The organism is Okeania sp. SIO3I5, assembly GCF_010672085.1.
Taxonomy (GTDB): domain Bacteria; phylum Cyanobacteriota; class Cyanobacteriia; order Cyanobacteriales; family Microcoleaceae; genus Trichodesmium.
The window spans coordinates 1-20,631 of record NZ_JAAHHT010000119.1 but is presented as its reverse complement, the minus strand read 5'-3'; the positions used below and the strand labels follow the sequence as shown (position 1 = coordinate 20,631).

At 33.4% G+C, this 20,631-nt stretch carries 15 protein-coding genes and 1 tRNA gene; 7 read left to right on the top strand and 9 right to left on the bottom strand.

Features of this window, described 5'->3' with window-relative positions; translation table 11 throughout:
• Positions 1–7: 7 nt before the first annotated feature.
• From F6K40_RS23605 to F6K40_RS23570, 8 genes are all read right to left on the bottom strand, one after another.
• Positions 8–217 (bottom strand): hypothetical protein, encoded by a 210-nt coding sequence (locus F6K40_RS23605; RefSeq protein ID WP_293139541.1) that lies wholly within the window; start codon positions 215–217, stop codon positions 8–10.
• A gap of 660 nt (positions 218–877) precedes the next feature.
• A complete protein-coding gene (locus tag F6K40_RS23600; protein ID WP_293139540.1) occupies positions 878–2,083 on the bottom strand; it encodes a quaternary amine ABC transporter ATP-binding protein in 1,206 nt (401 codons plus the stop codon).
• 1,820 nt (positions 2,084–3,903) lie between these two features.
• Entirely contained in the window at positions 3,904–5,457 is a 1,554-nt protein-coding gene (locus F6K40_RS23595) for a coiled-coil domain-containing protein (RefSeq protein ID WP_293139539.1), read from the bottom strand.
• 786 nt (positions 5,458–6,243) lie between these two features.
• On the bottom strand, positions 6,244–6,549 hold the full coding sequence (locus F6K40_RS23590) for a CpeR family transcriptional regulator (RefSeq protein WP_293139538.1): 306 nt from the start codon (positions 6,547–6,549) through the stop codon (positions 6,244–6,246).
• Positions 6,550–6,592: 43 nt separating this feature from the next.
• Complete coding sequence (locus F6K40_RS23585) at positions 6,593–7,213, bottom strand: chromophore lyase CpcT/CpeT (RefSeq protein WP_293139537.1); 621 nt, start codon at positions 7,211–7,213, stop codon at positions 6,593–6,595.
• Between the two features lie 338 nt (positions 7,214–7,551).
• Complete coding sequence (locus F6K40_RS23580) at positions 7,552–8,106, bottom strand: phycobiliprotein lyase (RefSeq protein WP_293139536.1); 555 nt, start codon at positions 8,104–8,106, stop codon at positions 7,552–7,554.
• Between the two features lie 346 nt (positions 8,107–8,452).
• Positions 8,453–9,214, bottom strand: a complete 762-nt coding sequence (locus F6K40_RS23575) for a phycobilisome rod-core linker polypeptide (RefSeq protein WP_293139535.1) — start codon at positions 9,212–9,214, stop codon at positions 8,453–8,455.
• A 274-nt stretch (positions 9,215–9,488) separates the two neighbouring features.
• Positions 9,489–10,358, bottom strand: a complete 870-nt coding sequence (locus tag F6K40_RS23570) for a phycobilisome linker polypeptide (protein WP_293139534.1) — start codon at positions 10,356–10,358, stop codon at positions 9,489–9,491.
• A 1,421-nt stretch (positions 10,359–11,779) separates the two neighbouring features.
• Here F6K40_RS23570 and F6K40_RS23565 point away from each other — a divergent pair.
• On the top strand, positions 11,780–13,399 hold the full coding sequence (locus F6K40_RS23565; protein WP_293139533.1) for an MBL fold metallo-hydrolase: 1,620 nt from the start codon (positions 11,780–11,782) through the stop codon (positions 13,397–13,399).
• A gap of 414 nt (positions 13,400–13,813) precedes the next feature.
• On the opposite strand, the gene F6K40_RS23560 is transcribed toward F6K40_RS23565, so the two are convergent.
• A complete protein-coding gene (locus tag F6K40_RS23560; RefSeq protein WP_293139532.1) occupies positions 13,814–14,128 on the bottom strand; it encodes a DUF6679 family protein in 315 nt (104 codons plus the stop codon).
• Between the two features lie 1,403 nt (positions 14,129–15,531).
• On the opposite strand from F6K40_RS23560, the gene F6K40_RS23555 reads away from it, so the two are divergent.
• The 6 genes from F6K40_RS23555 to F6K40_RS23530 form a co-directional block, all read left to right on the top strand.
• Entirely contained in the window at positions 15,532–17,310 is a 1,779-nt protein-coding gene (locus F6K40_RS23555) for a CapA family protein (RefSeq protein WP_293139531.1), read from the top strand.
• Between the two features lie 659 nt (positions 17,311–17,969).
• Positions 17,970–18,299 carry a transposase gene (locus F6K40_RS23550; protein WP_365672552.1) on the top strand — a complete coding sequence of 110 codons (330 nt, stop codon included), beginning with the start codon at positions 17,970–17,972 and terminating at the stop codon, positions 18,297–18,299.
• 217 nt (positions 18,300–18,516) lie between these two features.
• On the top strand, positions 18,517–18,705 hold the full coding sequence (locus F6K40_RS23545; RefSeq protein ID WP_293139530.1) for a hypothetical protein: 189 nt from the start codon (positions 18,517–18,519) through the stop codon (positions 18,703–18,705).
• 269 nt (positions 18,706–18,974) lie between these two features.
• Entirely contained in the window at positions 18,975–19,847 is an 873-nt protein-coding gene (locus F6K40_RS23540; RefSeq protein WP_293139529.1) for an aldose epimerase family protein, read from the top strand.
• 196 nt (positions 19,848–20,043) lie between these two features.
• A tRNA-Lys gene (locus tag F6K40_RS23535) sits at positions 20,044–20,115 on the top strand.
• A 221-nt stretch (positions 20,116–20,336) separates the two neighbouring features.
• Positions 20,337–20,631, top strand: a 295-nt coding sequence (locus tag F6K40_RS23530) for a helix-turn-helix domain-containing protein (protein WP_293139528.1), incomplete at its 3' end; no start/stop codon positions are given.

The window sequence follows — 20,631 nt, the reverse complement described above, 5'->3', positions numbered from 1 at the left end:
TAGTATATCAACTGCTTCTACCATACCTTGAAATTCTTTTTTTGTGCTTAACCATTGCTAGGGGCAACCTTTGTTTATCAAGATAACAAATACCCTTTTTGGGGAAATTATAAGTATCTACTATTGGATTAATAATAATTTCTATTGAATTGCCCAAAACTTTTAGCATATCGACTGCTTCTACAATACTTTGAAATTCTTTTTTCTCATCAACCAATGCTAGGGGAAATCCTTGTTTATAAAGGTAAAAAATATCCTTGAGGCAAGTATAGCAATCAGGAATGATTTATGAGATATTTAAGCACAATTAAGATCAATCAAAATCCTTTTATCTTCTGACTTCTGATTCCTAACTACTAACTACTACCAAAATCTTACAACTGAAATTTGATTGCTATATAACTATCAAGTATTTGTTTTATCCAAATTTATGCTTGGTTGCCCCAAACTTGTCAGTACATCAACTGCTTCTACCATGCCTTGAAATTCTTTTTCTTCATTAACAACTGCTAGAGGAAAACTTTTTTAGTAAATATCAAAAATATCCTCTAGACAAATATAAGTATCAACTATTGGTTTTATTCAAATTTATGGTTGCCCCAAACTTGTCAGTACATCAACTGATTCTACCATGCCTTGAAATTCTTTTTTCTCATTAACAACTGCTAGAGGAAAACTTTTTTAGTAAATATCAAAAATATCCTCTAGACAAATATAAGTATCAACTATTGGTTTTATTCAAATTTATGGTTGCCCCAAACTTGTCAGTACATCAACTGATTCTACCATGCCTTGAAATTCTTTTTTCTCATTAACAACTGCTAGAGGAAAACTTTTTTAGTAAATATCAAAAATATCCTCTAGACAAATATAAGTATCAACTATTGGTTTTATTTAAATTTATGCTTGGTTGCCCCAAACTGGTTAATACATCAACTGCTTCTACCATGCCTTGAAATTCTTTTTTCTCATTAACAACTGCTAGGGGAAGTCCTTGCTTATAAGAGTAAAAAATATCCTCTAGGTGAGTAGAACTATCAACTATTGGAAAGTCAGTTTCCATAGTCACCGTAGAATCTTCCTCTTTTTGTTTGAGACTCTCTTCCAAACGTTGTTTTTTCACCAAACCAATAGGTTTATTGTACTCATCGACTACATACAAAACTTGGAGATTATGATTTAACATTTGCTCCAGAGCAGAGATAACAGAATATTGACCAATTGTCAGGGAAACTCTTTTACTAATAACTGAACCTACCGTAATAACCTGGGCCGAATTTACCTCTTCAGTAAAAGCCCTAATATAATCATTTTTGGGATTAGTAACTAATTCTTCCGGTGTCCCCAATTGAACAATTGCCCCATCTTTCATCACGGCAATGCGATCACCCAATTTCAGTCCTTCCTGCATATCATGGCTAATAAACACTATAGTTTTATGCAATTCTTTCTGGAGTCGCAACAATTCATCTTGCATCTCTCCCCTAGTCAATGGATCAAGGGCGCTAAAAGCTTCGTCCATCAATAAAATATCTGCATCTGTGGCCAAAGCACGAGCTAAACCTACCCGTTGCTGCATCCCCCCACTCAAAGAAGTAGGTTTATAATCTGCCCATTTCTCTAAACCCACAACTTCTAATGTTTCTAGAGCTTTCTGACGACGATTAGCTGCCTCAACCCCCCGTACCTTTAGTCCATACTCTACATTTTCCGCCACTGTTTTGTGAGGAAATAACCCAAAACGCTGAAATACCATTGAAATGTTTTTCAGACGTATCTCTCGCATTCGTTTTTCATCAACATGAGCAATATCTTCACCATCAATATAAAGATGTCCACTTGTAGGATTAATAAGACGATTGATGCAACGAACTAGGGTAGATTTTCCCGAACCAGATAACCCCATGATTACAAACAGTTCCCCTTTACCAATCTCAAAAGATACATCAGCTAATCCCAAAACATTACCTGTAGACTGTAATATTTCGTCTCTTGTTTTTCCATCCCGAAATAATTTAAGAGCGGCATGATGTTTTTTGCCGTAAATTTTAATTAGATTTTCTATAATTATTTTGGCAGTCATATTTTTACCTTTTAAAGGATAATTTACCTGAAAATTTAGGTTTCAAGCATCTCCTTATATTATGTAGAAAAAAAATCTTTTTAGCCAATCTTCCTCTGAAAAATCAGATATACAATCTATTCAATATAAGTTTGCTACATTAATTAGGGTTTGCACTCAAAAGTTTGTTGGCGAAGACAGGGAATAGGGAATGGGCAATAGGCAATAGTTACAGGGGTTAATTTTTCTAAATTTTTCCAATTTTTGTGAGAAAAAATCCCAAGTTCTCAAGATTAATTTAGTAATTTTTGGGCACTTTTTTTGACAAAAAAAACCTTTAAGATTTATCTATTAATGCTTTCATATTTAATCAGCAGAGCAATAATTATACGAAATTTTCTTAACAGAAATGCAACTTTAATTTCAGATTCAAAAACTTTTTTAAAAGCTATTCTTGTCTAGGTTATCAGCCACCGATTATTCTGTAATTATTAATTATTGAAAGTAGTTTTAAGCTTAGTAATATCATATCTATTCAGATACTCACATATAATTTTTTTTAGGGAAAAGCTTTATTATAAATAGGAAACAACGGGGATTTTTGGATATTCTCTTCTTGAGAAAAAAGTAGATTTTTATTCTTACTAATTCAGGCAATTTTAAATGATTGTAATTTTTTACCCTCAACTCTTCTTTTTCCAGGAGAATATGTTTGAGCAATTAATTAAAGTTAAAATCTTCTATGAATCAAATCTAAACCAAATAAATTTAGTTTTCTTTAGTCAATCATCTTCTTTTTAATAAAAGTTATCTCTTCATTTCAAGCAATTTTAAATCCTGTTAACTTTTCACCCTCAACTCTTCTTTTTCCAGGAGAATATGTTTGAGCAATTAATTAAAGTTAAAATCTTCTATGAATCAATTCTCAACAAGATAAATTTAGTTTTCTTTAGTAAATCATCTTCTTTTTAATAAAAGTTATCTCTTCATTTTTTCACATACTCAAGAGGGTGCATCTCAGATTTTACTAAATACTTTAGCTAAAAAGTAGATTTTTATTCTTACTAATTCAGGCAATTTTAAATCCTGTTAACTTTTCACCCTCAACTCTTCTTTTTCCAGGAGAATATGTTTGAGAAATTAATTAAAATTAAAATCTTCTATGAATCAAATCTAAACCAAATAAATTTAGTTTTCTTTAGTCAATCATCTTCTTTTTAATAAAAGTTATCTCTTCATTTTTTCACATACTCAAGAGGGTGCATTTCAGATTTTACCAAATACTTTAGATAAAACTAGATTTTTATTCTTACTAATTCAGGCAATTTTAAATCCTGTTAACTTTTTACCCTCAACTCTTCTTGTTCCAGGAGAATATGTTTGAGAAATTAATTAAAATTAAAACCTTCTATGCACCAAGCCTAAATAATCAAAATAAATTTATCTTTAGTGAATCATCTTCTTTTTAATAAAAGTTATCTCTTCATTTTTTAATATACTAAAGCGGGGCATCTCAATATTTGCAAAAAAAATACTTTCTTTAGAAAAAAGTATATTTTTATTCTTACTAATTTTTGAATTTTGAATTTTGAATTTTGAATTTCCCGTAGCAGCACTAGGCAACAATTCAAAAATGCGACTCAGGTTCTCTCCGCTCTTAAAATCTTAATTAGATGATCGAAAAATTGCTCTTGAAATTCATCAATAAATTAGCGGAGAGATTTTGTCGCGTTCAGAACAATAATTAAATTCTGCTTCTGGCTTCATTCTAAATTGTCAGTTTTGAAAATTTAACATTGTCTGTATTTACTAAAAATCATCAACTTTCTTAAAGTTTAACCTTATCTGGAAAAAGTCCGATATTGCCACTTATTAAGAACATGAGTTTGTGCAATCATTGCTGGAGTTTGTAACTCAGAAATTTGTTTTTGAGAAGCCTCTATCATCTCAGATTGGTTATGATATTTTTGTTGTAATTGAGTCAGTTTATTTTGATAATCTGCGATTATTTGTTTCTGAAGTTCTGACTCTTTTTCTAAGGCTTTATAAGTTTCCTGCGATACCATTGAAGCAACTATAGATTCCAGATTTTGCAACTCAATAAGTTGCTTTTGTAGCTGGTCCTGCAAAGCTTCATAATTTTCTTTTGGCACCATTAAATCTACTTGCGAGCTGAAACTTTCTAACTTGGCTTTCTGCTCTTCTGAATGTTTTTGCAAAGTTTGATAACTTTCTCTTGATACCATAGAAGCTACTTGCTCTTCTAGCTCTTGCAACTTATCTTGTTGTTTTTCTGACTCACGTCGTAGAGCATCATAACTTTCCCGCAACACCATAGAAGCTATTTGTACTTCTAGTTGCTGAATTTGATTTTCTTGCTTTTGTGACTGGTGCTGTAAAGAATCGTGAATTTCTTTGGACACCATCAAAGCTACTTGCTCTTTCAACTGTTCTAGTTGTGCTTTTTGCTCAACAGAGTCTTGCTGCAAAGTTTTGTATACTTCCTGGGACACCATAGAAGCTATTTGTACTTCTAGTTGCTGAATTTGATTTTCTTGCTCAAGTGACTGGTGCTGCAAAGAATCGTGAATTTCTTTGGACACCATCGAAGCTACTTGCTCTTCTAACAGTTCTAATTGTGCTTTTTGCTCAACAGACTCTTGCTCCAAAGTTTTGTATACTTCCTGGGACACCATAGAAGCTATTTGTACTTCTAGTTGCTGAATTTGATTTTCTTGCTCTTGTGACTGATGTTGCAAAGAATCGTGAATTTCTTTGGACACCATCGAAGCTACTTGCTCTTCTAACTTTTCTAATTGTGCCTTTTGCTCAACAGACTCTTGCTCCAAAGTTTTATAGCTTTCCTTTGGTATCATCAAAGCTATTTGTTCTTCTAGTTGCTTGAGTTGAGCTAGTTTTTCCTTGAAATCTAAGAGCGCTTTTTTATCTTCTTCTAATTGTTTTTGTAAAGTTTCATAACTTTCTCTTGACACCATAGCAGTCATTTGGTTTTCCAAATCCTTTACCCGTGCCATCTGAGATTCCAACTCTTGTTGTAAAGTCTGATAACTTTCCAATAATCCATTTTGTGCTCCTACAGACTCACTTAATGGTTCAGGAACTGTTACAACATCTATATCACCTTCAGGTAGTTCATTTTTGCTCAGAGCATTGTTGAGTGTATCCGACTGATTACTCAAATTTGCTGTTATCTGTGCCGCCTCTCTCAAAACCGCAAGGTCTCCTCTGGCGATGCGCTCAACTAGCTCAGACCTTGATAAATCAAGTTCTTTTGCTATCTCCTTTAGCTTCTTAGCGCTAGTAGGAGTAAGAGACACGCCTATTTTAACCTTGCTTTCTGTATAAGAGGTGGCACTACCACGTTTTTTTGACATTGGTATTCTCCTTGGCCACCATACTTTTTCCAGTATACCCTTTAATGGTATTCCTTCATTAATTAAAGTATTCCGAATTCACTTACTTCTAAGTAATTGTTCTTAGTTAGTAGGGAACAGGTCATTTCAGTTATCAGTTATCAGTTGTAAAAGAGATTCTTAGCAAACATTTATCATGCCTGGTATTATTTCATATCAAAACCCAAGGTAAAAACTAATACCATTTCATGTAAGTCATACATTTAAAAGTAAGATTTTATCAGTTATTAGTTATCAGTTCTAAGAGAGATTCGTAGCCAACATTTATCACGGTTAGTATTATTTCATATCAAAATATAAGGTAGAAACTAATACCATTTCATGGAAGTCATACATTTAAAGGTAAAAATACATTTAAAAGTAATATTTTATCAGTTATCAGTTCTAAGAGAGATTCGTAGCAAATATTTATCACGTTTGGTATTATTTTATATCAAAATCCAAGGTAAAAACTAATGCCATTTCATGTAAGTCATACATTTAAAAATAAGATTTTATAGGTTCAAAATTTTGACGCGCTTAGTAATATCAAATCTGATAGTATCAGCACAATTCACGCCTCGTAGAGATTTGGTCTCCCAACCCAAACTCTACTTCAGAATTTCTACCTCTTGAATGAACCTCCCAACTCACTCAAGAAACAGATTTGATATAATTTTTTGAAATTCTTTCACATTTAAACTTTGAAACTATTTCTGAAAAGTTTTCTATCAAATATACTCCTAAAACCTACTACTTAAAACCTGATCAACCTCGTTCATCAAACCTAGTATAAAAACCACCGTACTTTACCCAATATTGTTTTAAATCGTGGTGAGGTGTATGGAGACTTGCTTTAGCTTGATAAAGAACTACTTTTCTATGATTACCAATCCAAATTTTCTTCAGAGGTTTGACAGATATCAAACTCCCACCCAATGTTTGAACACATTCTGTAAATCTATCAATAGTAGAATATTCCACAGTTTCAAATAAAAAAAAATTTCCCGAGCAGATTATATGACGACTTCTAATCCAACCCTGCAATTTCTTTTCCGCTATTGGTGGTAACATTTTATTTCAGCACTCCCACAAGACTATTTCATGGCTGCTACCTTCAATTTTTTATTGGTAACTCATTAGCAAAACTTGTTTGTTTTTCAAATTTCAAATCTCCTGCTGCTGAACCCCATATTTGTTCATGTGTATTAATATCCATACCCTTATCTGAGCTAACCCAAGTATTTTCAGTTAACTCTACTTTACTAACTAGATAAGTATCACATCCTCTCTTATTAATTAAACATTTATTTCCCGGTTCAACACTCCCTGAAAATTTTTCTCCGTCTCGTTTAAAAATCATTGAACAGTTGTAACGACGTTCTATATTTTCTGGAGTAATAGTGTGTAAAATTGTAAGTTCTCTTGCTGCACCTGCATAGAGAATAGGGTCTTTAAGTTTGTAGTTTTCTATATAAATATAATCGCCTTTATCTATAAGTTGATGTACTCCTTGACGATATGGAGTCCAGATGTCATGATCATAAACCTGCTCGGAATAAAAACCAATACCAGGAAAAAAATTCTCTGGCAAAGGTCGGAAAAAAACATGAATATGAGCATAAAGAGTTGGATTTTCCCAGGCTTGTTTTCGGTTACTAAAGTCTCCTGCCATCCAACTAGCTAGAGTAATTAAGTTATTCAAATTTGTCTTATCTTTTGTCTGGGAAATATTCATAATCTTCCCTATTTATTGTTAATTTTTTTTTGCTTTTTATTATCAAGTTTTTTCAGAAAAACTATTTATAGCAAAAGGCAGAAGGAAAAATTTTGCTTTGTCTAAGTTTTAGAATTTTTATCTATCCTAACCTTTGCTTTTACTGCTATATCTCTATACTTATATAATTAGCCAGAGATCATTAAATATAACTATATCTGAAGCAATTGGAACCAAGTATAAATAAGCAATTTCCAATATTTAAGCAGAACAAATTATTGCTATATAATTATACAAATTTACGTTTTTAAGAAAAGGTAACTATTAATAATTAATAATTAATAATTAATAATTAATAATTATTTTTTCTCATTTAACTTTTCCTCATTTGACAAAGAACGAATTTCTGATGAAAAAGAGGCAGTTAATACACCATTACCATCACTGGTTTTAATCAACGATACCCTAAACCTAAGATTGGGAGTACCAAACCAAATTTTTTCTTCAGCAGCAGCACGGTCATATTCTGTATGTAGAATAAAAGTGCCATCTTCAGTAAGATAATATTCTCCCGCAGCAGGAATAGTTTCTGCATACCCTTGGGAACGTAATAATTTTCCTTTTTTGAGATTATCTGGCTCGGGTATTGGTACTAAGACACAACTACCTTCAATAATTTCATTTTCATCCCAATCTGATTCTCCTTGCCAACTCATCTGAAAAGGAGAAACAGCTTTAGCTATATCTACTCCACTAGAGTTACACAATTCTATTACCTCTGGAGCATTTGTTGGTAAAGAAACAATATCTATTGTTGAACGAACTTCTTCAAAATGACTAAATGCTAAATTATGGCCACTACGTTGCGATCGCCAACGTCCAATAGAACGTTCCACAAATTCTACGACATCCATGATAATTAATAATTAATAATTAATAATTAATAGTTAATCTCTAAAGTTTTAAAGCCTCTCCTTTTTAATGGATAATTAATAATTTATAGAAAGTTTTTATTATTCATTAATTAACCCGGTTTCTTCGAGGTAACAATTATTCCCACCATTTTTTCAGAAGAAACCAGGTTTTTTTAACAAGCACTTACCAAAGGATAATTGATAATTAATCAATCCGGTTTCAAGCCTCTCCTTACCAATTGATAATTGATAATGAAAGAATATAAAAATTACTTTTTCCTACTTGAATAAACTTTTTAACTTCCATTATCCATTATCCATTAATAACAGGTTCTTGACTTTTAATTTAACCAACCTCAGTAATTTTTAGGATTTTGCCACCTGTTTTTTGAATGCTGTTAATTTTTGCAGTTAGCTGTTCATAAGATACTGTATAAGTTGTTGCACTGCGTTTAACAACAGGACCAATACCAGTTTTAGTAACTGAGATTTGGAAACGTTTAATTCTGTTATTATAAGGAGCACTTACAGATGCAGGTTCTGTAATTTTTGTACCCATATTAGCAGCTAAATCTAAAGTCAATTGGGAAGGCTTATTTCTGTCACTTGTAGCATATCCTCGTTCCAGAGCAAATGTCCGATTAAACGTTACATTTTTCATGCCAACTACAGTGCTAGTACCTTGTGGGTATGGAACAATATTTTCCCCAAAGTTTTGAATATACTCGTCACTGTTTGTGTAAGAATCAATTTCTGCTTCGTATCCTTGTTCGTTGTATATTTGAATGTGTTCAGAAATTTCTGCTTGGTCTTCAGGAGCACGACCTAATATATGCTTAAAGTTTAGTTCTATGAATCCATAAGGAGAAGATGATTCAAAAAACAAAGAGAAATATAGGTCCGATTTAGCAACCATATTCACAAATTGACGGACAGAAATTTCTCCATTTCGGAGAAATGATTCGGCGCTAGTTAGACGCTGACTTTCCATTACATGGATATTGCCCAAAACTTGCTTATAAACAGCTCTAATCACAGCTTGTATTTCATCTTCTGTAGCATTAGAACGTAGGTCTATTGGATCGATTGTGTCTACCCAGAGTGACATTTTTAACTCCTTGTATTTAAAAGATTTTGATTTTTTCCTTTCATTTTATAGTTGCAGTGTTCATAGCTCATAGCTAATCATTTTTTTTATAAAATAAACAGAATAACTACCAACCATGAACTACTGCAAATTTTTTTTATTTTACCCTTTTTTTCTCATGGATATTATTACTAAACTATAACAACTTTATTGTTTAATTTCAATTTTAGTTTTTATGAACCTAGCAACTAATCTATTCAAGAAAAATGAGTAAATAATTTTCTGATTTTAACTCCTAGCTGATAGGAGTAATACTCGAAATTACACCGCCCTGTTGATGAATCCTTTGATACTCTTTAGAAAGTTGATCGAAAGGCACCAAATAGACTTTATTGCTACGGCGGAATTTGGAAACACGATTTACTACCTTTGAGCTATAAGCTGTTACTTCAACACGGTAAACTTTACCATCAGAACTAGCTCCTACTCCATGTCTACTTCTAGCACCTAAAGGTGTATCTTGGAATGACCAACCATCAGAACCACCAGAAGGAGGAACTACTGCCAAAGGCGTTTCTTGAATCACATATTTATTCAAAGCAGGGCTTTTTCCAGCTAAACTTCCTTTGAAGTCGCTGCTAGAAGCTCCACGCAATAGTTGGAAAATATGAGTAAAACCAACCATTTTTTTGCCAGTTTGGGTTTTGTAACCTCGATAATAAGGAACAATATTTTCCCCATAAGCACTACTATATTCGTCACTATCAATGTAGGAATCAATGTCAGCTTCAAAACTTCCTTCATCCAGGATATTGCTATGAAGTTTCATTTCATCGTAGCCATCGGGAGCGCGACCTAAAAAGTGCTTAAAATTTAATTCAACTGCACGATAGCGGGGGCAAGTGTCAAAGAACCGAGAACGATACAAGTCAGAGCGTCCAACTTGACGTACAAATTCACGGACAGTAATTTCCCCTTCTTTGAGTTTAGACTCTGCTACGCTGAGTCTTTCACTATCCATAACGTAAGCATTGCCCAAAACTTGCCTATAGACAGCTCGAATCACAGTTTCTACTTCTTCTGATGAGCGTCCAGGCAAAAGTTCTACAGGTTCTGTATCTTCAAAAAGGCCAACCCCTAACTGAGATGCAGGTCCAAAAGTCATTTGAACTATCTCCTAGATAAAAATCTCGTTTGCTGAAAAAAATGTATTTTTCAGTTACAAAACTGAAAAACTTGGACTCATTACTAAAATCTATTCCTAAAGGAGGACCTGGATTATATAAACTTATGAGCCTATTTTTTTAAGTTTTCTACTTTTCTGGAATATACACTGCTTGTAGGCTTTTAATTATGAAGAATTATAAATTTTTGTAACCATATATAAATATACACTGGATCTTTTCTCATCAAAGATTGTAAGGTAGCAATTAAGGTAAAAAAATATTCTTGTAGTTGAATATTTAGCAATTTTTAGTTATATATACAAAAATATGTATGTTTTAAATCACCAATTTTTCAATATTTAATGTTTTTTTGTAAAAAAAAAGGTTATAATATAAATTTTTGAGAATGATCAAGTGAAAATTTTTATGATTAGCTAGCTTGTAAAATTTTCAAAATAATATCCTAATATGTAAGCATTCAGCTATTAGCATTCAGCACTCAGTTTTTCAACGTAATAACTATCTAAGGTTAGCTAAAGCTGACCAATTTATTCAGAAGTTTTAATTCTCCTTGAAGACTAATTCCTTCTGAGTTTATTATCATCTGTGAATAACCCATAGCTGACTACTGAATCCTTACCCTAATACTTGTTTATTTGATTTATTTTCAATCAAATAAACAAGTATATATCTGAAATTCTTGGATAATTTAAAATAAATTTTGCTAATATATAAGCATTCAGTTATTAGCATTTAGCACTCAGTTTTTCAACGTAATAACTATCTAAGGTTAGCTTAAACTGACCAATTTATTCATAATTTTTAATTCTCCTTCGAGACTAATTCCTTCTGAACTGATGATCATCTGTGAATAACCCATAGCTGACCGCTGAATCCTTACCCTAATATATCTTTATTTGATTAAAAATTAATCAAATAAGCAAGTATATCCCTGAAATTATTTGATAATTTAAAATAAATTTTGCTAATATGTAAGCATTCAACTATTAGCGTTCAGCACTCAGTTTTTCAACGTAATAACTATCTAAGTTTAGCTAAAGCTGACCAATTTATTCATAATTTTTAATTCTCCTTGGAGACTAATTCCTTCTGAACTGATGATCATCTGTGAATAACCCATAACTGACCACTGAATCCTTACCCTAATATATCTTTTAAACAAGCATATACATGAAATTCTCAAATAGTTTAAAATAAATTTTGCGTATTGATTTTTAACCTTAAAATACTTATTCCTGAATTTGCAAGTCAAAGGATTAAGAGTAAATTTAGTTCAAGATTTGCCTAATTTTAGCTTGTATTTATAGGGTATTTTCTGAATAATTCCTCAGCTTAAGATGAGCAAAATTTCAAATTCGTTGATAGTTCAAATTTTCCCAGACGCAAGCAGTTTTTCCTTGTGACAGATTTAGAATGTTTAGCTTACAGTGTAGGTCACGCAGATGATGGAATATGTCTGCTAGTTCGCATTGGAGTACACCGGATTTTATTAGATTGTGGCATTACCAATATTTCATTATTAACCAATGAAATTAAACAACTACTACCTGCTGATATTGTATTATGCTCCCACGCACATTCAGATCATGCTCAAGGACTATTAGCACTCCATCAAACTTTTCCACAATTGCCAATATATGCTAGTGAAACAACAACTAAACTTTTACCTCTAAATTGGCCAGAACTTCCTATTTCTGAAGTCCCTGATTTTTGTCAACCTTTACCTTGGCACTCACCAGTAGAACTTCGTAGCGATCTAACTGTAGAGCTTTTTCCTGCGGGTCATTTACCAGGAGCAACAGCTTTTCTCCTCACCTATACTAGAGAAAATCGAACCTATAAACTCTTATATACAGGGGATTTCTTTTTATCTAATAGTCGTTTGGTTGAAGGTCTACCTTTAGCAGATTTACGAGGACTCAAACCAGATATATTAATAATTGAAGGTAGTTATGGCACAGCTCGTTATCCACATCGGCGACAATTAGAAAATAACCTTGCAGAAAGAATATATCAAGCTATTACTTCTGGAACTTCAGTTATCTTGCCAACTCCCCCTTCAGGATTAGGGCAAGAATTATTGATGCTTCTACGCAGTCATCACTATTTCACAGGTCGCGACCTGGATATTTGGGTTGAGGAAAAGGTGGCCAGAGGTTGTGACCTCTATTTACAACTATTGTCTCAATTTCCCACAACTGTACAAAATTTTGCTCAATATCAACCTCTATTTTGGGATGAAAAGATAAAACCCCGCGTACTGAGGCGATCGCCTGAACAATTTCCGGCCACAGAAAAGCCTTATATCCTCATTGCAGATCGAGATACTGATTTGAGCCAATACCTTCTTAATCAAGATAATTCTATTATTATCTTACTACCTGAAAGACCAGGAAAAATATCACAGGAGTTGAATTTTGCTCATACCGAAACATATCTCCTCACCGATCATTGCGATGGACTTGGCACAACACAGTTAATTCACAATTTACGGCCTCAACATATAATTTTTGTTCATGGTTGTCCAAATTATTTAGCTGACTTAACTAACCTTGAAGAGTTACGCAACCGATATAAACTACACTCTCCAGCTAATGGTACATTAGTAGAGTTACCAATAGGTGAGACATTTATAGTACCTACATTACCAGAAACTAATTATGAAGGGGAATTAAATGAGCTAGAAACAGAGGTAATAATTTCTTTACCTCAAAGCATTACAAATGATAATCGTTGGCCAAATTTTGCTGATACAGGTCTTGTAGAGGTTCGTTGGCAAGGAGAAGAGTTGGTTGTTAGAGGAATATCCCAACGAGAACTTCTTAGTCAAAGCAGCGATCGCTTTATCTCTCCTGAGTTAGACTGTTGCGGTAATTGTTTACATTACCGAGGACAACATTGTTCCAATCCTGTTTCAGCTCTATATGGCTTTAAGGTAACATCTGATGGATACTGTCCCATGTTTGAGTCGATTCATTTTCCTTTTACCTCTACTGGGGAGACAGAAACAAATGACTAATTAATCAAGATAAAGAGCAAAATAATAACCAGTATTTGTTTAGTTAACCTAAATTTAGCCTTTAATTATCTATTCTCATCTTTAACTTCCCTGCCGGGAAGTCCCGCTCTCTACCGTTTTGCTAGCGCATAACTGCACATTTCGGCTGTCGCCGACATGAAAGGCGGAGCAAGTGCGGCAGCTATTAGGGGAGCGTCGGGATGAAAGCCAGGGCAAACGCTTAGACGTCTCCACAAATAAAATGTTCCGCTCCCCGAGACCACGCAGGAGGTATTTTATTATGATACTTAGAGTTGGTCTAAGAGCAACGAAAACAGGGGGAGGACATCACCTCTGTCATGCGCAGCAGTCAGGGTTTCTCTGCCTGAAGAATCCCTATTTTTCCCCTAAGGGCAACGTCGGGAGTATGTCAAACTATTCGTGTTGATTTGATTCTGGATACTGATTGCGAATCCGTTCAGCTTCTGGACAATCTTCAGATACTAGAGGTTCAATATCACCTCTAGGAACGGACGCTAACTTTTGGGTAATAGCTCCTATACTTTCTAAACGCACCATTTCTTCCCAAGAACAGATTTCATCTTCTTCATCTGTTTCATAACGTATTGTTACTAAATCTCCCTCTATATCTAATATCTTTGCTTTTTCAATCCAACGCTGCTGGTCTCGCAAGAAAATACAGACCTCACGACCGTCGCAACAAAGTTGATATATCTTGCGTTGTAGCATTGGCTTGTTATACTCCCAATTAATAATTTGTTGACATATTCACTACACTTTTAGGGCAGTGATTTCCTGGTTTTCAACCTTTCAGTAGATTAACGCTCGATCAAACCCTTTTATCATTTGTTATATGTGATAGTCTTAACAGTTTCTCCACTTTTATTTTTAGTCTCTGAAGTCTGTGAATGTTTTCCAGCGACTTATCTCACAAAACTACACAATTTTTTTGGTTGCTTGTATCTACTTAAAAAAGTTTATTGAATCATTTAACAATAATGACTTACAAGTAAGCTGTTTTTTTACTAACTACCTTTTTGTTTTACTATAACATATTTTTAAAACCTATAAATCAACAGATACAATAACACATACTTAAAAATGTAATGCTAAGACCCTATTTTCTTATATGCTAGCATGAATAACTATATATGACTAGACTTTTGTAGACAGTTTACAATATTTGTCTCCTTATATCTAGATTTGTGTTGATAGTCATCCTTGTCCATCAAAGTTACTAACTCTTAACTTTTTAATATTTGGTTCAACTTCCCTGAGATTTTATATGTTTTCTTAATCAAATAATTAACTCCCTAATTTATAATTTTAGCCTATAAAGTATAAAGATATTGAAGTTTTTGGCCAAAGTCCTTACTATCTAATCTGTTTTTGATTTACAAATTTTATACAAACATGATTTTTTTGCTTCCATAACTTAAACATAAGTTTGCTTGTACAAATATTAACTAGCTATAAGCTTTTCCTGACGGAATGCTGCGCAAACAGGATTCAGCGCTCGGCTAAAAAACAAGGATAATTGTCCCCCTAGTGTCGCTGCGCGGAATTCAAAATTCATGCATTATTCGTTAGTAAGGCTTAAGGGAAGCTATTTGCTGCAAAATGTTATTTCTGCCATCCTACAGTAGCTTATTTGAAAAACCATCTGGTATCAATGTTATGGTGGGAGAATCCCCCATCAGATTTCGGTCATTGCTGAGAACTGTTGCCTATAGCCTTGTGCCAGCAAAGTAAAGTAATATCCTAATTACTTACTGCTACTTGAATATTAAATATTCAATATAAATTAACTGTTCTGATAAATACCAAGAAATAACTAGAGTTAAACTTGCCATAAAATATGGCTATTTTTTTCAACAATTAATAATTCTTACCTCTCCTTGAAAAGAAGAGGATTGGCTCAAAGGAATTTTTTTCTTGTTTCTCCTTTAAATGAAAGGCTTTAAACCTTAATTATTCGGTAACTATAAAAAAACGATCAAATTTACACTTTATTCCATATAGATTTTAATCTACAGAATTGGTTTCATCAATTAAATATCAATCATACATAATTCTTGATTTATCCAAATTTATTAACCTAAAATTTTGAGAAATTCAACAAAATAAAAAATATGAATTACACACGTACTTTGACTCAAGCATCTCTTTTTGACTTAGCAAGTTCCGGTGATTTTCAAGCAATTACTCAGTGGATTAATAAAAAACTAAAACCCCAAGGAATTTCAGCTCGTATAGCTAAAGAAACTACTGAATATCTACAAATTTTAGTGGAGTTTCAGCGTGAACCTCCTACAGATAGATTAATTAACTTTATATGTCATCAACTTTGGCAACTTAACTCTCCCCTAGAAAGAATAAAGATTATAGGGCGCTTGAGTGGTTCACCCAAAATACTCTGGAAACACTCTGTAAAAATTAATTCCCCAGCCAAAAGCAACTTAAATAAGCAACATTATTTTGCCAACAAAACTGATAACCTGAAATTTAAAACATTTCGATCTTTGATGTTAATAGGTTCAACAGTAGCAGCTTTTATTTTAGGTTGTTGGGTAAGTTATAATGCGTTGCTAGTAAGACATTCAAGTTCACAGAAGTGGGTGGAAACTGCGAATGCTGAGAAAGTAGAAAAAGTACAAGTAATTAATCATAAAAAGATAGCCAACCCAAATGATCCTACTGTCACCTTGATGTTTGGTGGAGATGTTAATTTATCTAATCCAGTTTCTAATTTAATCAAGGGAAATTATAAGTTACCTTTTGCGAAAATGGATGAATATAGAACAGCAGATTTGGCTATAGTTAATCTAGAAAATCCTTTAACTCGTTCGACTCTCAAAAGTACAACTCAGCAAAAAAAATTAAGGGTAGATCCAAACTATGTTAAAGTATTAACCTCAGGAGGAGTCGATCTGGTCAATTTAGCTAATGACCATACTATCGGTTATACAGAAAAAAGCCTAGCAGAAACCATAGAAACTTTAGAGGATGCAGGTATTCATTCTTTAGGAGCTGGCAAAACAAAAGAAGAGGCTAGAAGGCCAAAAATCTTTGAAGTTAAAGGCCAAAAGATTGCATACCTAAATTATTATGATACAGATATTCAATCCAACAGTGGATCGGTAAACGTTAATATTCACAATAAGGATCGGATATCTTCAGATATTCAAATTTTGAGAAAACAAGTAGACTGGATTATTGTTAACTATCACTGGGGAGTTGAATTATCAGAATATCCTGGAGATTGGCAGATGGATATAGCTAGAATGACAATAGATCAAGGTGCTGATTTAGTAGTAGGACATCATCCTAAAGTATTGCAGGGGGCAGAAATTTATCAAGGGCGACCTATCATATATTCTTTGGGTAATTTTATTTTTGGAGATACTTCTAACAAAGAGAGTGATTATGAGACAGCAGTCTTGAAAGTATCCTTAAAACCAGGAAAAATGAAGATTGAGTTTTTGCCAGTAGTGGTTAGTCAATACCAACCCCAGGTTGTCAAAGGTGAAAAAGAAAAGGAAATTCTTAAACACATTGCTCAAATTTCTAGTGTTTTTCATCAACCAATGAGGACTCCTGTAGCAATAGATGCAATAAATAAAAATTTCAATTTTGTTGGTATTGACTCTCTTCCAACAAAATCAAATTCTAATACTTTATCAACCCCAATTTTACCTGAGTTACCTCCAAAGTCTCCAAAAGATGATCGAAATTCTAGAAACTCTTCTCATAATAATTCAGAGGAAGAAGCAAGTCTTGATGCTAATAATAGCTTTCCTCTAGCACCGATATTAAATCCTATAAAAACTCCTAAAGAAGCCAAAGATCCTTTCATTAAAGAGCCATTTATCAAAGAACCTTTTATTGAATTGCCTCGTTTACAAATTTAATCAAGATTGTACACATATTAAAAATTATTGCTACTCGCGCTGCCCTTTGTTTTTTGTTATTCTCAAAAGTGGAGGGGGTAAATACAGAAAGGGAAAACTTGTCTAAAGTTATTTAAATTTACTCATAAATATAGCTCCTCTAGCTAAAATGAATAAGTTTTTTTCAATTGTTCGTCCATTGAGTTGTTATCAGCTACAATTAAGATATGAAGCTAGTTGAACGTCATATTATCAACAAATTACATTATTTGTGGTCAGCTTGTGGCCACAAGGCTTTTTTGTCGAAAAATTTGTTTAACGCGAGCTAACTATTATTATCGTCAATATTTTTTTTCCAATCAAAATAAATTAAATTTTACTGAGCTTTATTACCAAGTATCTAAAAGTGACGAATATCAAGCTTTACCCACCAAGGTAAGTAAGAAAATTATGTTTGAGATTAGACCAAAGTTTGACAAGTTATTTTGCCGCTTTAAAAAAGTGGAAAAAACAGCCCAATAAATTTTTAGGAAAATCCAAAATTCCCAAATATAAACATAAGACATGCATGCTGAAATATTCTGCCCTATCTAGATGAGTCAATTTACAAAAAAGCTTTAAAAAAAGGAATTTGTCATCTGTCTATGAGTGAAATCAAAATTCCCACCTCACAGACATAAATAATAGAGGCAAGAATCATCCCCAAAAGTAGCTGTTCTACTATAGAAATAGTCTATAAAAAATCGGAGGGAATAACACATAATCAACAAATAGTAGGAGTGGATTTAGGAGTAAATAACTTAATGGCTGTAACAAAAAATCAAACAGGAGTTTCACCTTTTTTGATTAAATGCAGACCATTAAAAGCAATTAACACATCTTCTAATAAACAGCGCTCTTGTTTACAATATCAATTAAAAACCAACCACAATAAAACTAATTATCATCGGTCAAAAAATAACTCACAAACAAAATTGTCGAGTAGAAAACTATCTCCATACAGCAAGTAAAAAGGTAATATATTGGTGTGTAAACTATGAAATAAGAACCTTAATTATTAGGTATAATCAAACTTGGAAAAAAGAGATAAAATCAGGTCAAAAGAACAATCAAAAATTTGTGAATATCCCTCATTATAGGTTAATAGAGATGCTAAGGTATAAAGCCTAGCTAAGAGGAATAAAAGTAATAATTGCCAAAGAATCTTATACATCTCAATCGATATGTTTGGATGGGGATAATTTACCGAAATATGGAGATAAAAAACCTGATTTTAGTGGAAAAAGAGTAAAAAGAGGGTTGTACAAAACAAGGGAAAATAAATTATTAAATTCTGACGTAAATGGGCCGTTAAACATTATTAAAAAAGTAATTTCTGATGTCTTTTCCCCTTGTAATAAAGGGTTTGCCGTTTAACCCTGTGGTGGTCTATCCACCACGAATGACTATACTTTTAGATCTTTGAGTAAGTTTGAGTAAGTTTAGTTGAGCGGTTGAGAAACACAGCATAACAATGCAGATTCAAAAAACTAATTGATGATTGGTAGTAAATTACTATCCTGTCATCAAACAAAAACTAGAGATATAAATAATAATTTGGTAAATGACCAAAACAGTTAATTTTTATTTCTAGCTTTTGTAACTCAATGCCCAATATTAAATACTAAATTCCTGAATTAAAAACTGTGTTTGCCATCGCACTGCAACAGAAACAATACAAAACTTATACCCTCTCTGATTTATCATTTAATTCCAGTATTAATGTAGTTCCAGATAGAGGAGGAATAATTACCAGTTGGCGTGTTAAAAATCAGGAGCTACTTTACTTTGAGCCGAAAAGCTTTGAGAATAGAGAATTAAATGTAAGAGGTGGAATACCAATCTTATTTCCCATTTGTGGCAACTTACCAAATAATATATATAACTACAATGGGAATAATTACACTATCAAACAACATGGATTTGCACAATATCTACCTTGGGAAGTCATAGGAAAGTCAAATCAAGATAGAGCTTCGATAACTCTAGTTTTAACTAGCAATAGATTAACCAGAACTGTTTATCCATTCGACTTTAAACTTACTTTTACCTATCAACTTAAAGGTAATTCTCTAGAAATATTCCAAACTTACACCAACTTAGGCAATACACAAAGGATGCCTTTTTCAACGGGGCTAAATCCTTATTTCTTAGCTCCAAATAAGCATCAGCTCCACTTTGATATCCCTTCAATGCAATATTGGGATTATAAGACAAGGACTTTCCATTATAATAACTGTAAGTTCGATCCGAATTTGGATGAAGTAGATGCAGTATTTGAAAAATTAACAGGCTTGGCCACAACTGTTGAAGATCCAAGTCGTAATTTGAGAATTACACTGAGTTACACTTATCCCTATTCAACTATTGTTTTCTGGACAGTTAAAAATCAGGATTTTTATTGTTTAGAACCATGGACAGCTCCTCATAATTCTCTCAACACAGGTTATCGTTTAGTTAATTTGGAACCTGGGTCTTCTTGCGAAATGCTCATCAGACTTACTGCAACATTTGTTTAATGTTTGTATGTTTAAGGCGGTCTTGTAGTATACCTTTGATTATTATCCCCAATGATGAATTATCAGGCTCCAAAGATCGCTACTCCATTACAACTTGTCACAAAATATAAAATTTTTCCGGAAAACTCTTGCAATATTTGTGATGACTATGCTAATCTTAGTAATTGTGTGAGACAAATCTAATAAACATAAATTAGGGTCGCTAGCTCAACGGTAGAGTACTCGGCTTTTAACCGATTTGTTCCGGGTTCGAATCCCGGGCGACCCATGATAACTATATTTAATGTAAATTACCTGATAGTAAATTCTATTTGTTTACATGCTCAATTATTTACTATATTAACTTCTAAGAGCGCGAGAACATAAGTCCCGCGCTGTATGCGAAGAATCAGCGTCGGGATACATGGAGTCTCGCCGCTTACTGAGTGGGGTTCGATGCCCCCGAAGCAAGCATTTACCACCGCACTCTATTCGTGGTAAAATAACTCCATGCTGAACATGAACTACACTTACCGAATCTATCCAAATGCCGCACAGCAGACCAAACTGCTGGAGTGGCTTGAGACGTGCAGAGGCGTGTACAACTACGCTTTGCGCGAACTCAAGGACTGGATTGCTTCGCGTAAGTGCTCGGTGGACAGGTGTTCGTTGGAGAAGGAATACATCATTCCGGCCGATGAACCGTTCCCGTCTTACCACCGTCAGCAAAACAATCTGCCCAAAGCTAAGAAGCAACTTCCGCATTTGGGCCAGGTACATTCTCAGGTTTTGCAAACTACGATTC